The organism is Runella limosa DSM 17973, from assembly GCF_000482465.1.
GTDB classification, from domain to species: domain Bacteria; phylum Bacteroidota; class Bacteroidia; order Cytophagales; family Spirosomataceae; genus Runella; species Runella limosa.
This window is the reverse complement of the sequence record NZ_KI519421.1, coordinates 1-14,930: the sequence shown is the minus strand read 5'-3', so window position 1 is coordinate 14,930 and position 14,930 is coordinate 1. Positions and strand designations below refer to the sequence as shown.

Annotated in this window: 12 protein-coding genes; 5 read left to right on the top strand and 7 right to left on the bottom strand. The window is 45.1% G+C overall.

What is annotated here, in order from left to right; genetic code table 11:
• Positions 1-12: 12 nt before the first annotated feature.
• Entirely contained in the window at positions 13-909 is an 897-nt protein-coding gene (locus tag K339_RS0115835; protein ID WP_028524466.1) for a LysR family transcriptional regulator, read from the top strand.
• A 17-nt stretch (positions 910-926) separates the two neighbouring features.
• A complete protein-coding gene (locus tag K339_RS0115830) occupies positions 927-1,442 on the top strand; it encodes a GNAT family N-acetyltransferase (protein ID WP_028524465.1) in 516 nt (171 codons plus the stop codon).
• A gap of 180 nt (positions 1,443-1,622) precedes the next feature.
• Here K339_RS0115830 and K339_RS0115825 read toward each other — a convergent pair whose 3' ends face one another.
• On the bottom strand, positions 1,623-2,990 hold the full coding sequence (locus K339_RS0115825) for a dihydrolipoamide acetyltransferase family protein (RefSeq protein WP_028524464.1): 1,368 nt from the start codon (positions 2,988-2,990) through the stop codon (positions 1,623-1,625).
• Positions 2,991-3,001: 11 nt separating this feature from the next.
• Positions 3,002-4,249, bottom strand: a complete 1,248-nt coding sequence (locus tag K339_RS0115820; protein WP_028524463.1) for a competence/damage-inducible protein A — start codon at positions 4,247-4,249, stop codon at positions 3,002-3,004.
• Positions 4,250-4,406: 157 nt separating this feature from the next.
• Here K339_RS0115820 and K339_RS0115815 point away from each other — a divergent pair, with 157 nt between their 5' ends.
• Positions 4,407-5,159, top strand: a complete 753-nt coding sequence (locus K339_RS0115815) for a DUF4197 domain-containing protein (protein WP_157607612.1) — start codon at positions 4,407-4,409, stop codon at positions 5,157-5,159.
• 3 nt (positions 5,160-5,162) lie between these two features.
• On the opposite strand, the gene K339_RS0115810 is transcribed toward K339_RS0115815, so the two are convergent.
• The 4 genes from K339_RS0115810 to K339_RS0115795 all read right to left on the bottom strand — a co-directional run bounded on the left by K339_RS0115810 (position 5,163) and on the right by K339_RS0115795 (position 10,651).
• Entirely contained in the window at positions 5,163-6,185 is a 1,023-nt protein-coding gene (locus K339_RS0115810) for a hypothetical protein (RefSeq protein ID WP_028524461.1), read from the bottom strand.
• 14 nt (positions 6,186-6,199) lie between these two features.
• Positions 6,200-7,486 (bottom strand): rod shape-determining protein RodA, encoded by a 1,287-nt coding sequence (gene rodA / locus K339_RS0115805; RefSeq protein WP_028524460.1) that lies wholly within the window; start codon positions 7,484-7,486, stop codon positions 6,200-6,202.
• 55 nt (positions 7,487-7,541) lie between these two features.
• Positions 7,542-9,461, bottom strand: coding sequence for a penicillin-binding protein 2 (gene mrdA / locus K339_RS0115800; protein WP_028524459.1), 1,920 nt, complete (start codon positions 9,459-9,461; stop codon positions 7,542-7,544).
• 176 nt (positions 9,462-9,637) lie between these two features.
• The gene (locus tag K339_RS0115795) at positions 9,638-10,651 is read right to left on the bottom strand and encodes an SMP-30/gluconolactonase/LRE family protein (protein ID WP_374754643.1); all 1,014 of its coding nucleotides are present in this window, start codon (positions 10,649-10,651) and stop codon (positions 9,638-9,640) included.
• 192 nt (positions 10,652-10,843) lie between these two features.
• On the opposite strand from K339_RS0115795, the gene K339_RS0115790 reads away from it, so the two are divergent.
• The gene (locus K339_RS0115790; RefSeq protein WP_028524457.1) at positions 10,844-13,546 is read left to right on the top strand and encodes a 3-coathanger stack domain-containing protein; all 2,703 of its coding nucleotides are present in this window, start codon (positions 10,844-10,846) and stop codon (positions 13,544-13,546) included.
• 734 nt (positions 13,547-14,280) lie between these two features.
• Here the strand turns inward: K339_RS0115790 and K339_RS0115780 are convergent.
• Positions 14,281-14,691: a hypothetical protein gene (locus K339_RS0115780; RefSeq protein WP_028524455.1), complete on the bottom strand. Its 411-nt coding sequence runs from the start codon at positions 14,689-14,691 to the stop codon at positions 14,281-14,283.
• Here K339_RS0115780 and K339_RS0115775 point away from each other — a divergent pair.
• Positions 14,670-14,930 (top strand): transposase (locus K339_RS0115775; RefSeq protein ID WP_028522454.1); only part of this gene is annotated, 261 nt, incomplete at its 3' end. The two genes, K339_RS0115780 and K339_RS0115775, sit on opposite strands and share 22 nt — an antisense overlap.

Genomic DNA, 14,930 nt, shown 5'->3' with positions numbered 1-14,930 from the left:
TCTTTTTATAAAATGGATTTTCGTCAACTGAATTATTTTTTGGGTGTTGCAGAGGAGTTGCATTTTTCTCGGGCTGCCGAAAAACTATTTATCGTTCAGCCTGCACTCAGCCGCCATATTCAGCAATTGGAAGAGGAGTTGGGGGTTGTTTTGTTTGAGCGTGACAAGCGTAACGTAAAATTGACGCCTGCAGGAAGCTATTTTCGGGATGAAATCAGTCGAATGCAGCTTCAGTTGAGGAATATCATTGAACAAACCCAACGAATCCACGGCGGTTCGATTGGCACGATACGGATGGGCCACCCTGGTTCGGCACTTTATTCCATTCTTCCCGAAGTCTTGTCGATGATGTACCAACGATTCCCCGATGTGAAAGTACAACTTACGGAAATCGCTGAGGTCGAGCTTATTGCAGCTTTATCGAGTCACGAAATTGACGTGGGCTTTACCCGTGAGATTTCTACGGATGCGCATTTTACGACTCAATTGTTGTTTGAAGAACATTTTGCCTTGGTCGTTCCTACCAATCATTGGCTCAATGAACATACTTTTACGGGCATTGAGCAGTGCTTGGAATCAGGCTTCATTCTGCCCAAGATCGAAATGGATGTCAACTATGGAAAGTTGCTGAACAATGTGTTTGAACAAGGTGGTTTTCGGCCAAAAGTAGTCTATCACTCCAATTATGGAGCTACAATTTTGCGGTTGGTAGAAAAAAAACTCGGTTTATCAGTGCTTCCTATTTCGTATCGTCAGGGTTCGTCGGCGTTGGGAGTACGCTTTATCAAATTGCCAAACCTTACCCAATTGTATTTAATTTGGCGTTCCGAAGATACCAACCCCGTACTGCCACACATTCGCGAAATTGCGCACGAAGCCGTGGGACATTTATCGTTTGACCAGTTTTAACCAAGTTATTTATCATAATGGAGATTAGAAAATCAACGCTGGAGGATTTGAGTCAAATCCAGCAATTGTACAAAACCGTTGCGCGGCGCTCGGGAGGGATTGCCCGCAAAGAACACGAGATTTTAGAAAGCTATATTTATAATTTTCTGAGTAAAAGCCTAACCAATGGTTGTTCGATGGTGGCCGAAGAAGCGGGTGAGATTGTGGCCGAAGTCCACACCTATTCATTGGGAATTGAGTGTTTTACGCACTTGTTTGGAGATACAACCATTTGTGTACACCCTGATTGTCAGGGGAAAGGCGTCGGGAGGAGATTGTTTACGGCTTTGTTGGAATACGTTCAAACGGAAAGAAAAGACATACTACGAGTAGAACTTCATGCCCGTGAAAGTAACCCAACGGCCATTGAGCTTTATAAAAAAATAGGATTTAAAGTTGAAGGTCGGGCAGAGGGGAGAGTACTTGATCCCGATGGAAGCATTGTGGCGGATGTGCCGATGGGTTGGTTAAATCCTAATTTTCAACGTCCTTAAATAAGCTCGCCCCGACGTCTCGTCGGGGCGAAAATGGCCCAGCGTCTCTGACGCGAAAAATGGTAGGACGTCGGGGCGAAAATGGCCTAGCATCTCAGACGCGAAAAATGGTAGGACGTCGGGGCGAAAATGGCCTAGCGTCTCAGACGCAATTTAGGAAACACCTGTGGCGTAAAACGCTTAGAACAACTTACGATTCAAGTCAAATTCAGAAAGGTAGTCGCTTACTCGTTTGACAAACATTCCTCCCAAAGCACCATCAACCACACGGTGGTCGTACGAGTGTGAAATGTACATCATGCTACGAATACCGATGACATCGCCTTGGGGAGTTTCGATAACCACAGGGCGTTTCTGAATGGCGCCAAAAGCCATGATGGCTACTTGGGGTTGGAGAATGATGGGCGTTCCCATGATGTTTCCAAAAGTACCAATGTTTGAAACAGTATAAGTGCCTCCCGCAAGGTCGTCGGCAGTCAGTTTGTTTTGACGAGCACGGTTGGCCAAGTCGTTGACTTTTTTTGCAAGTCCAATCAAACTGTATTGATCGGCGTTGTGAATAACGGGAACAATGAGGTTGCCGCTTGGAAGCGCCACGGCCATCCCAACGTTGATGTCTCTCTTTTTGAGGATAGTATCTCCTTCTACCGAAATATTAATTAACGGAAAATCTTTGATGGCTTTTACAACCGCTTCAATCAAAAGTGGGGTAAAAGTCAATCCTTCGCCCGTTTGGCGTTTAAATTCGTCCTTGATTTGATTGCGCCACAAAACCACGTTGGTCATGTCGGTTTCCACAAAAGATGAAACGTGCGGCGAAATTCGCTTCGATTCCACCATTCGTTCCGCAATCATCTTCCGCATTCGGTCCATCGGAATCACTTCGACTGCTTGTGGGGGTTTGTTTCCTGTTTCCTGTTTTGGGTTTCCTGTTTCCTGTTCTTTGTCATTCCGACGAAGGAGGAATCCAGCTTCAGTTTCCTGTTTTACCACGGACTGTGGACTATCGACCATGGACTGTGGACTAGAACCACGATTAGCCAAATAGTCTAAAATGTCCTTTTTAGTAACGCGATTTTCAGCTCCTGTTCCTGCTATTTGTTCGAGTTCTTGGAGAGATACGCCTTCCATTTTAGCGATGGTTTGTACCAAAGGAGAATAAAACCGAGTACCAACAACCTCGCTGCTTGTATGCGTTGAAGAGGAAGGCTGGACATTGGCTACCAACGATTGCGTAACCGTTTCGATTTCTTTTTCAAGGGTTTGTACTTCCTTTGACTCCTCGGCTACGGGAACAACCACCGAACCATCGGTTTCAATACGGATAATGGCATTTCCGACGGGAACGACATCGCCCTCATTTACTAAAATTTCTGCAATGACGCCACCGTAAGGAGTAGGAACTTCCGTATCGACTTTATCAGTAGCCACTTCCATCACCGAATCGTCGGCTTCGACGCGGTCGCCTACTTTTTTTAAGATGCTAATGACGGTACATTCCATGACACTCTCACCCATGCGAGGCATCACCATTTCTACTATTGCCATTTTGTTGATGTTTATCGATTCGCCAAAATCTGTTTTCTAAGTAAATTCAAGAGGTAAATCCCCGTGTATTGGATGTTCTGTTCACGGAATTTGCCAAGTTGTAGTTTTTGGGTTACGGTGCCTGAAGGCCCAGCGCACGCAATCCAGATGGTGCCCACGGGTTTTTCCTCTGAGCCACCGTCGGGGCCCGCAATGCCACTTGCGGCTACACCGTAGGTTGTTCCCAAGCGCTGACGAACTCCTTCTGACATTTCAATGACGGTAGCCTCACTTACCGCACCAAATTCTGCTAGCGTTTCTGGTTTTACACCCAATTGATTTATTTTAACTTGATTACTGTAACTCACCACACCACCAATAAAATACTGCGATGAACCAGGTACTTTCGTAATCAAATGAGATACGTAGCCCCCAGTACAGCTTTCGGCCGTGGCTAAAGTCTCACCCCGTTCTTTCAACAAACGACCCACTACCGTTTCCATTTCATCGTCATCAAATCCAAAAACGAATTCTTGAATCAACGGAAGCACCTTGTCCACTTGCGCTTGATTTTCGGCTTTGAGCTGTTCGGCATCAGTACCTGTAGCCGTGAGGCGCAACTTCACTTGCCCAAAACTTGGCAAATAGGCCAAACGGATGTGTGGAGGCAAAGCGTCTTCCCATGCTTCGATGCGTTCGGCCAAAAAAGATTCTCCAATTCCCACCGTTCGCATCATTTTATGCTGAATGACGGGCGTTTCAAAAAACGCCTTGAGCTTGGGTAAAATGGCGTTGGTCATGAGGTTTTTCATCTCAAACGGAACCCCTGGCATGGAAATAAAAACCTTGCCGTTGCGCTCAAACCACATGCCTGGCGCCGTTCCCCAATAATTGGCAATGTAGGTACAAGCTTTGGGTAACGCCGCTTGTTGTCGATTGAGCTCCGTCATGGGGCGACCCCGTTTGACAAAAAACGACGTGATGATTTCCAAAGCATGTTCATTGATAACCAGTTCGGTATCAAAGTATTTGCACATCGTTGTTTTGGTAATATCGTCTTTGGTAGGCCCCAAACCTCCCGTAATTAGAATGACATCTGCCCTGGATTCGGCTTCGGCCAACACCTCCAAAATAGCGGCCTCAGTATCACCCACCGATGACTTTCGGATGGGGCGTATGCCAATATTGGTAAGTTCGGTGCCTATCCATTGGGTGTTGGTGTCCGTGATTTGTCCAAACAATATTTCGTCGCCAATCGTGATTACTTCTGCTCTGACCATGTATTCTAATTTTTTTTCAAAGTTAGACAAAATTCTCTTTTGGTATGAACGTTGTACCAATGCTTTAGGTTTGAAAATATAAACGGAGCAATGATGTTACTACCTATAAACATTGTTGTCCAAAGGTTAGACCAATTAAAACCCACATTTTTTGTCCATGAAATCTATTATTAGCGTTTGTGCGGCTTTTGTACTCGGTACGAGTGTGTATGCCCAAGATCAGCCCAAGAAAAAAAGTACCTTTGGGGATTTGTTAAAAAAAGCCGAAACGGCCATCACCGACGTAACCAAGGGAGGTACCAGCCTGACCAACGACGAAATTGTCCAAGGACTCAAAGAGGCCCTTACAGTAGGGATTTCAAACGGTTCGGCACAAGCCTCGGCGGTGGATGGTTATTACAAAAACACCCTCATCAGGATTCCATTTCCTTCTGATATTCAGAAAGTTGAAACTACGCTGCGCAAGGCAGGTTTAGGAAATGAAGTAGATCGTTTTTTGTTGTCTTTGAACCGTGCGGCCGAGGATGCCGCCAAAAAATCAAAACCTATTTTTGTGAAGGCCATCACGTCGATGAGTATTCAGGATGCCTTGGGGATTTTGAAGGGAGATTCAACTGCGGCAACGAGTTATTTGAAACGTACCACAAGCACCGATTTGTACAAACAGTTTTATCCCGTGGTTGACAGTACCTTGAAACTCAACAATACCACCAAGTACTACGCCGATTTGATAACGGCTTACAACAAAATTCCTTTGGTAAAGAAAATCAATCCAGATTTGAAACAGTACGCCACCCAAAAAGCCGTTGATGGTTTGTACGTCTTGGTTGCCCAAGAAGAACGAAAAATCCGTAAAGACCCCGTTGCCCGCGCTACTGAATTGTTGAAAAAAGTCTTTGGACAACAGTAAATCTTAATGCGCTAATACAAGCTCTAAGCTCTTCATCACGACCTCGCCCATGCTTCGACACTGCAAAAAGCTGTTGTTTCGATAGTGTTGGGCGAGTTCGCTTTTTAGTTGAACCAAGTTGTCGGGCAGACAAATTTGGTCTTCCATCATCACACTCATCAAATCCTGAATCCGTGAACGCTCTACGCGAATCCTTCCCGCAATCAGCGAACGCTCTTCTCGCTGGTATTGGAGCACACTTTCATTGGTCAAGCACTTGATTCCTAGCTCGATGATGGCGTTGTTTTGCTTAAAATATTGGGGCAGATACACCGCTTTTTTACCCTCGTACGACTGTTGGTCAAAATCAATGGAGCGGATACGGTAGTAAATTTCTTCAAAGTCAGGGGTAATGTCCACCACAAAATTGCTGGAGTGCATATCGCCCAATAGCCTTACGAAGCAGCGTTCGTTGAATTTGACAAACTCTTTACAAAAACGAATGGCGTTGAGATTTGGCTCATTGAGGTAGTTTTTGATAAACATATCCCCAGGGATTCCCGCAATGTGTTCTTCTACCAGTGTATCGCCGCTGGTCATGTAACTGATTCGGTTAGGCGAAAGAATGTGTTCTAATTCAAGGCCATAAATCCGCGACGAATCGGCATTTTTGATGTAAAAATAATCGAAGTTATCGTTCACTTTATTGACAATTCGTACCCGAAAAGGACGAGAATTGCCGTACGAACAAACGTCCACGCGATCCACGTACAAGTGCTTCATTACCGACAAATCCCCGTCGGCACGGAGATCGGCGTAAATGGTTTTGAGAGCGTCGTAAATCTCATCTATTTCGCTGTAAGAATAAAAAACCGTCTCCCAAAGCGTATCAGTTCCTTTTTTGTCGTAAAGCGGAATGGCGTTTTCGTATCGTAATAAGTAGCTGTAATCAATAGGCAGTGCTACCTCTCGGTTGTAGCTTTCGAGGTAATTGCGAAGCTCTTTATTGATTTTAAACGGTTTTTTTTTGTTGGCAATAAAGGCCATATCTATAGAGGAAATTAGGTTCGCGACAGCGTATAAGGCCGCTGCGCGTCTAATTTAAGAAAAATAAACAACAGAATCGTAAAGGACCACATCGAAGAACCCCCGTAGCTAAAAAACGGCAGCGGGATTCCGATGACGACCATGAGTCCGATTGTCATGCCAATATTGACCAAAAAGTGGAAAAACAAAATGCCTGCCACGCAATAGCCATAAGCCCTTGCGAAGCGCGTTCGTTGTCGTTCGGCCAAAAATACCACCCGACACATGAGCCCGAGTAGTAATAAAACGACGGCAGCACTTCCGATAAAACCGTGTTCTTCGCCGATGGTACAAAAGATAAAATCGGAGTGTTGTTCGGGGACAAAGTTAAATTTGGTTTGTGTTCCATCTAAGAACCCTTTTCCCCAAAGCCGTCCTGAACCAATCGCAATTTTGGATTGGGTTACGTTCCAGCCGATGCCTGTGGGGTCTAGTTTTGGGTCAACCAACACTTTGATACGGTTGCGGTGGTGGGTTTGGAGGACGTTATTGACCAAAAACTCCACACTGGTCGTAAAAAACATCATTAATCCAAAAATGACGACGAGGTTGATGGCCGTTTTTTTAGTGCGGTCGTACCGAGGAATGATGAAGTAATAGACCAAAAGTCCAAACAATGACAACCCGAGAGAAATGTATAAAGGGGAGAAAAACAGTGACAAAATGAACAACACAATGGCTACCAAGACAATGGAAGGGTAAATGCCAGGCAGTCCTTCACGGTAAAGTACAATCAGGAACGAGACAAATACGAGGGCACAGCCCACTTCTTTGGAGGCCACAATGAGAACCATTGGTAATAAAATAATGCCTGCCGTCCAAGCAATGTCTTTCCAACGCGATAGGTTAATGTGGGGTTGGGTTATGAATTGGGACAGGAGTAGTGCCGTTCCAGTTTTGGCAAATTCGGCGGGTTGGAGCGAAAACGAGCCGAATTTAATCCATGATTTGGAGCCTTTGATGTCGGTTGCTACCACCAATACGACCAAAAGAAGCAAAATACAGGCGCCATAAATAAAAGGCGCGAAGACTTCCCAAAATTTGTGGTCGATGACCAAAATGGCAATGACAATGAGCGCCGACGTACCAATAAACATAAATTGGCGCCCTGCGTTGTTGGAAAGGTCAAAAAGCTTGGTTTGTTCTTCGGGGTCATACACCGAGGCATAGACGTTGAACAAACCCATTGAAACACAAGCTGTGTAAATCAAGACCGACAGCCAATCCAAATTCTGAATAATATTTTGTTCGTTACGAGCCATAATGTCGTTTCAAAAAATCAAAAATAAATAACCAAGTGAGTGAACCCCGAGCAACCTAAGGCGCAGGTACCGCTGTGCTTTTGGGAGCTGTTTGGTGGACAATCGTTGCCTCTGGTTTGAGAGGAGTAGGAGCAACATTTTTGGGTTTTGGTTGCTGCGAACGAGGAAGAATTACGTTTTGAAGGAAGTTTTTGTTTTTCCATTCTGCCTCGTAGGCTTTCCGTTGTACGTGCCCATTGAGGTAGCGTTCGATGGCCAAAGACGCCACGGGAGCGGCTGCAAACCCACCAAATCCTGCGTTTTCAACAAAAACGGCAATCGCAATTTTTGGATTGTCTTTGGGGGCAAATGCAATAAAGATAGAGTGGTCTTTCCCTTTTTTATTCTGTGAAGTTCCTGTCTTACCGCACATCTGAATGCCTGGAATCATTGCCCCTCGCGCCACTGTACCACGAACGACGGCCATTTCCATGCCATTCACGACGGGTTCATAATAATAACGGGCAACGCCTGTTTCGTGTTTTTCGTTGTATTCGGGAAGTGGGTTGTTGTTTTTTCCAACTCCTTTCACCAAGTGCGGAACTTTAAACCAACCACGGTTGGCAATGGTAGCGGCTAAGTTGGCCAATTTCAGGGGAGTAATGAGCAATTCACCTTCTCCGATGCTGAGAGAGTAAATTTGCCCAAAACGCCATTGGTTTTTGCCAATGCGTTTGTCATAGTACTCAACGCTAGGCAGCACCCCTTTGGCTTCGCTGGGCAAGTCCACGCCAAGTTTTTGTCCAAACCCAAATTTCTCGGTGTATTCGTGCCATTTTTTGAGGCCAATAGAAGAAGCCTTAAACGCATTTTTCTCAGCATTGGCATAAATCATCCGACGGAACACGTGGTAAAAGTAAGGGTTACACGACCACTGAATGGCGCTATTTACCCCCGCAAGTCCACCATGTGGGTGGCATTTCATAGGTGCTCCTGCGTGGCTAAACACACTGCCAGGGCCAATCACCCCTTCTTGCATCGCGACCAACGCCTGTACTGTTTTGAAAGTAGAACCTGGGCGATAACTTCCCATCACAGCGCGGTTATAGAGCGGGCGGTAGGGGTTTTTTTGAAGAGCAGTATAATTCTTTGAAAAATCGCGGGTAGCAAACAGCGCAGGGTCGTAACTGGGCGCAGAAGTAATTGCAATCACTTCGCCCGAAGAAGGCTCAATGGCCACCACTGCACCTGCTTTGTGTTGCATCAAACTATCGACGTACTGCTGTAAATCTAAATCAATACTTGTATAGAGATTTTGTCCTGCCATGGCCACGGTATCCATTTCACCGTCTTTCCAGGCACCCTTGGCTACGCCATTCACATCTTGCATGACGTAGCGCACACCTCGGCGACCGCGAAGTTGCTCTTCATAAAATTTTTCTAATCCACTTTGTCCCACCAAGTCTCCTTGACGATAGTAAGGGTAGTCTTGTTCATCAAGTTGTTTTTTTGAAATCTCACTCACGTAGCCCAATGCGTGCGCAAGGGTAGGAGCTGAGTACGTCCGAATGGAGCTTTTTTGGTAGTCGAACCCAGGGTAGTCCACCAAGGCATCCTGAATGCGGGCAAACTCTTGCTTTGAAAGCTGACGAAGAAAAAGGGAAGGCTTGCGGTAAGAAAATGTTCTGGCCGCTTGCATTAGGCTATCAAACTTGGGACGTGTTATTTTAAATAAATTGCAAAGCGCCAATGTGTCGGCCACTTTCACTTTGCTTGGCGTCACGTATAAGTCATATACGAGGGTGTTGAAAACAATCAATTTCCCGTTGCGGTCATAGACTTGTCCGCGCATTGGCACATCGGGAATGGCGCGGATGGAGTTGCTCGCGGTTTCGTACGTATTGTCAAGAACTTGGAGGTATAATAGTCGAAATAGAAAAATCATTCCTACCACCACAAACAACCCATAAACATAAAATTTTCTACTCTCAGACATCTAACTAATGGTTTTAACGTATTATTTCCTCGCTTACTTCTTGTTATATAGACAAGTAATTACTTTACAAAGTTCGTAGGTTTTAAGCGATTTACAAGAAATTTTGAGAAGATATTCAATAAAAAAAGAAGGCTTTTGGCCTTCTTTTTTTATTATGATTTTTAAAGTTTTGTGGCTTACCAACCCGCCCCTTTTACCTTGGTTTTGATGCGGCAAAGGTACATATCGGCGGTGATGTACAAGGTGGTGCCATCGTCACCCCAGCCACAGTTGGCGGTGGCTTCGCCCGTGTCTATTCGACCCAATAACTGCCCCGTTGGCGTGATGATTAAAACGCCTCCTGGCCCCGTACACCAGAGGTTGCCTTGTTGGTCGGTTTTGAGCCCATCTGGGAGGCCAGCCAATCCTTGCTTGACCATCGGTGTGGCGTCAAAAAGAACTTTTCCTGCTCCTACCGAGCCATCAGCAAGTACAGGAAAGGCCATAACGATGGCTTTGTCGGGGTCCGACTGAGCAACGTAGAGCGTTTTTTCATCGGGCGAGAACGCCAAGCCGTTGGGACGGGTCATTTCTTTGGTGATTAAACTCGCCTTGCCGTCGTTGCCCACGCGATAGACCCCAAACCAGTCGATTTCGCGGGTGGGGTCGTTGTGTTTGAGGGGCATTCCGTAAGGCGGATCAGTAAAATAATAGGCTCCGCTCGAATGTTGCACCACGTCGTTAGGACTGTTGAAACGTTTTCCTTGAAAATTATCGGCAATGGTTCGTTTGCCTGCATTGGACAACGGCATGGCCGAAATCCGACGGTCGCCGTGCTCGGCCACGATGAGGCGGCCTTGTTGGTCTAGGGTGAGGCCGTTGCTGCCAGGTTCGTCGCCGTAGGTGCCTGCTCCCGTAAAGCCCGAAGGTTTCAAGAAGGTGGTAAGCCCTGCTTTGGCGCTCCATTTAAAAATGGTGTTGGCAGGCACGTCCGAAAACAATAAACAGTTTTGGGACTTGACCCACACGGGTCCTTCTGCCCAGATGAAGCCAGAGGCAAGTACTTCGATTTTGGCATCAGGGGCGACCAACGCATCCAATTTTGAATCATTACGAACCACTTTGCCAATGGTAGGATAACTTGACTGGGCCATTAGTTGGGGGCTGGCCAGAAGCAAGGCCGCCACCGTCCATCGTTGAAAGAAAGTCATGGTTGATAGGTTTAGAGTCTCAATGTCCAGAAAAGCAAAAAACCACTGGGATTTAATGTTGAAGGCGTGATAGCGCGAGCAGTTCACCAATTACCGTTTAATAAAATCTTGCTAAAATAACCTAAGTGATTGTTGGTTAGGTAGTTGTTTATTTCGTCATTTGTGAGATAACCTTCTTACTTTGGCTAAACCATGAAAAAGCTGTTCCCCTTCATCGTCCTTATCTTGTTTGTTTCTAGTCAGGCGCTGGCGGTGATTCGCTACGTAAAACCTATTGCCTCTGGTACTGGCGACGGCAGCTCATGGGCCAATGCTTCTGGCAACTTGCAGGCTATGATTAACATTGCTTCCCCCACCATAGATGAACTTTGGGTAGCGGCGGGTACATATTTCCCCACAGCCTACCCGAGTGGCTGCACTACCTGCGGTACGGCCAGCGCAACCAACCGCAACAATACATTTCTGTTGAAATCTGGGCTTAGAATTTATGGCGGCTTTGCTGGAAATGAAACCAACCGCGCCACCCGAAATTCCCACCTCAACGAAACTATCTTGAGCGGCGACCTTGGTACCAAATACGAAACCAACGACAACGCCTACCATGTAGTAACGGCCATCGACTGTGCTAATAATACCATTTTAGAACGCTTTACCATCAAAAATGGAAACGCCAATGGCACAACGAGTGTCACAGTCGCAGGGCGTACTTACTATCGAAGCTGGGGGGGAGGGGTGCTTTGTGTATTTTCGCAGATGAGAATAGCGCTGTGTGCTATCGTCGAAAACCAAGCCACCGATGGCGGGGGCATTCTCAACAACAGTTCCAATACTTACATCACCAACTCGGTCATTGCCGAAAATACCGCAACAGCAGGTGGTGGTGGCATCTATAACCACGAAGGCTCGGCAGCCGATATGAGAAATTGTACCATTGTCCAGAATACCGCCAATGTAGCAGGAGGGGCGATGTACAACTATAACTCAGGGCCGTTCATTATCAATAACATCATTTGGAACAATAATAGCCCGAGTTTGGCGGGTATTGCCAACAATGGTAGTACCGTTACTGGCTATGCTTCCAATGTTCAAGGTGGGTTTTCTATTTCTTGGTGTAGCGAGTGTATGAGCTCCGAGCCGCAATTTATGAATCCAGATTTTCCTGCAGGTGTTGATGGAAAATGGGGCAGTCGCGATGATGGTTTGCGGATTACGTCTTGCACACCTGGCAAAGACCAAGGCACGCATGGTTCTACCGAAGGGGTGGACATGGCCAACCAGACCAGAGAGATTGATGTCCCTTCCATTCCCAATAATATTGCAAGTATTTCATTGGACATGGGGGCGTATGAATATCAAAATACCGCGCCATCCAATCAAACATTTTACGTCAATGCCAACCTTTCAACGGGTTTAAACGATGGTAGCAGTTGGGCCAATGCGTTCAGAGGGGCTACTGCTTTTGGAATGGCATTGATGTATGTCAACAACTGCGATAACAATACCATTTTAGTAGCCAAAGGTACTTATAAACCGCATCGACGGGCGTTTGGAGTCACGAGCGGATCAAATCGTACCTATACGTTTGCCCTCAAAGGCGGGTTGAAAATTTATGGTGGATTTGTGGGTACGGAGTCAGTTGCGGAATATTCGACTCAAAAAGCCCGTCAAAATGAAACCATTCTTTCGGGCGACTTTTCTGACAACGACATCGTGACGGGTGCGGGTGGTACATTGGCGATTTCAAACAACGCCGAAAATGCCAACCATGTGCTAACAACCTATGACGGGGCACGACAGCTGCTACTTAAAGGTTTTACCATCAAAGGAGGCAATGCGCTGGGTACCTCCAACCAATATGGCGGAGGGATTTATGCCTATAGCAGTTTTTCTTTTGAAATAACCGATTGTATCATAAAGCACAACAATGCCGCTACTGGCGCAGGTTTTTATTTTCGTTTGAGTTCTCCTTTGGTGTTGAATAACAATTATTTTGATAGAAATTTAGCGTCAATTGATGGTGGTGGCCTTTACATTTCAGAAACTACGTTGAAAGCCAATAACAACGTTTTTGCAGGGAATAGGGCGGCTGCGGGGGTAGGTGGTGCGGTGCGCAATGACCTTTATACGGGTGAGTTTTTTAACAATACTTTTTATAACAATTCGGCACAAACTGCGGGAGGAGCGTTTTACACCTACGACCCAGGCATTGCTGGTGTTCCTATTGACATCAATAAAACATACAACAATATTTTTTACAAAAACGCCATTGGGACAAACACGACGACGATCTATGCCGATTTCTTTATTGAACGAAATGGCCGAGATTTTAAAAACAATATTTTGCAGTTTGCCGCTTCACAATACCCCTTAGACAAAACGCCCAATGGCATAGGGGCTACGGCTGCCAACAATCTTTTTGCGGTCAATCCACTTTTTGTGAGTGAAACCAATTTGCTCGGCCCCGATTTGATTGGCGGCACTACCGACGACGGCCTGCGACTGCAACGAACCAGCCCTGCCGTCGATGCGGGAACTTATGCTTTGGCTCCCTCTTTTGACATCCTCAACAATCTCCGTTACTTGGCTTTTGACATTGGTGCGTATGAATTTCAGCCCAAAGAAGCCTGTCCCGACAATCGTTATATTACAGAAGCGCCGATTGAGGCAGGAACTCACTACGCAGGCAGGCAGGATAGGTTTGGGTTTTTGATTGGAGATGGGAACATTACAGCATTAGGAACGGTCGCAACTGGGACGAATGTGGTTTTTGATGCCAGCAAGAGTGTGACGCTATTGCCAGGTTTTGAGACGCAATCGGGCGCTGTTTTCCGAACAAATTTGCAGGGTTGTATTACTTTTGAAGCTACCCCTGTGCCTACTTCATCGCAAAAGTAACAAGGCTGGAAGCCTTGTAATAGTTGTCACGAGCGGGGACGCTCGCGCCATTGGCGTTAATAATACTTAAATATTGTGTTTAAGTAGTTTGTTAGGTACAAACATAAGCCAATTATTGATAAGTTGATAAAAGCCCTAAAAATCCATTTTTTGTTTGAAAAATCGTAGTGTATAAATTTTGAAATTGTGACAGCTGTTCCCATTAAAAGAAACCAAACAGAAAAAAACAATGAAAGTCTTCCTCTTATCAAAGTCGTAACTAAATCGTGAATAAAACCGCAGAAGACAAATGTTAAAACTAATGACAACCCAGCTGGAAGTATTTTTTTTAGTGGTTTGAAGATTTTTAAACCCAAATAATAGCCAAAAATAGGATTCCAAAAATTCCAAAAAGTAGAAAAGTTTTTGGCTCCAAGCGACCTTTGTAAATTATTTTTCAGTGAACTAGGGTTCCCAATTGGAACTCCATTTCTCTTTTTTACGTATTCGGGCAATTCCATTCAGTAACTTTCACTTAGTGATTTTTATGTATATTGGCTAGAAGCACAAAGCTACAACGGGGCAATCTCGACGATAACTTTCAATGATTATAAAGTGCTTGTAATGATAGCGCGAGCGGGGATGCTCGCGCTGATTATTTTTAGACTTTTAGCCTAATTTGCGGCAAAAGGCTGGAAGCCTTGTAATATTTGTCACGAGCGGGGACGCTCGCGCCATCGGGGAGCGTAATACAATTATTCTATCAAGAGTGATATATCGTCAAAATATACATCTCCTGTAGTTGACCCTGATATAATTAATCCAACTTGTAAAACTTCTGTTGGACTGTATCTGTCAACGTAATTGTCTAATCTTAATGAATATTCTTTAAAATTAGATGTCCCTTCAATTTTTTGACTTCCTTCAGTAGATACAAAGAAGTTTTCTTTCTTCTTATTATCAAAAAGCCCATAAATATACATGGCAACGGTTCCACCTTCAATTTTTTCTGTTCTAATTTTTGCTCTTAATACTAGACTTGAACCCTTGGGTATAGAAGGATTGATGATATCTTGATACCAAGAATCTAGCCCGCTAAAAAGTTGGACACAAATTAGGGTATAACTTTTAAATTTGTGATTCAATGGGAAAGCATCAAAAATCATGGAGCCAGGAGGAAAAACTGACCATAGTGAATTACTACAAAGAACACGGAGCTGCTAAGACATCTAAGGAGTTTAACGTCTCGAGTGCAAACATTTATAACTGGGTTTCCCAGTACGAAAAAGGAGGTTTTTCAAGCCCATCCAGCGTTAGTAACTCTGATAAAGACAAAGAGATTCTTCGCCTTCAGCGAGAGATTCAAGCTTATAAAGAGATAATCGCTGAAAAAGAATTGTCACTT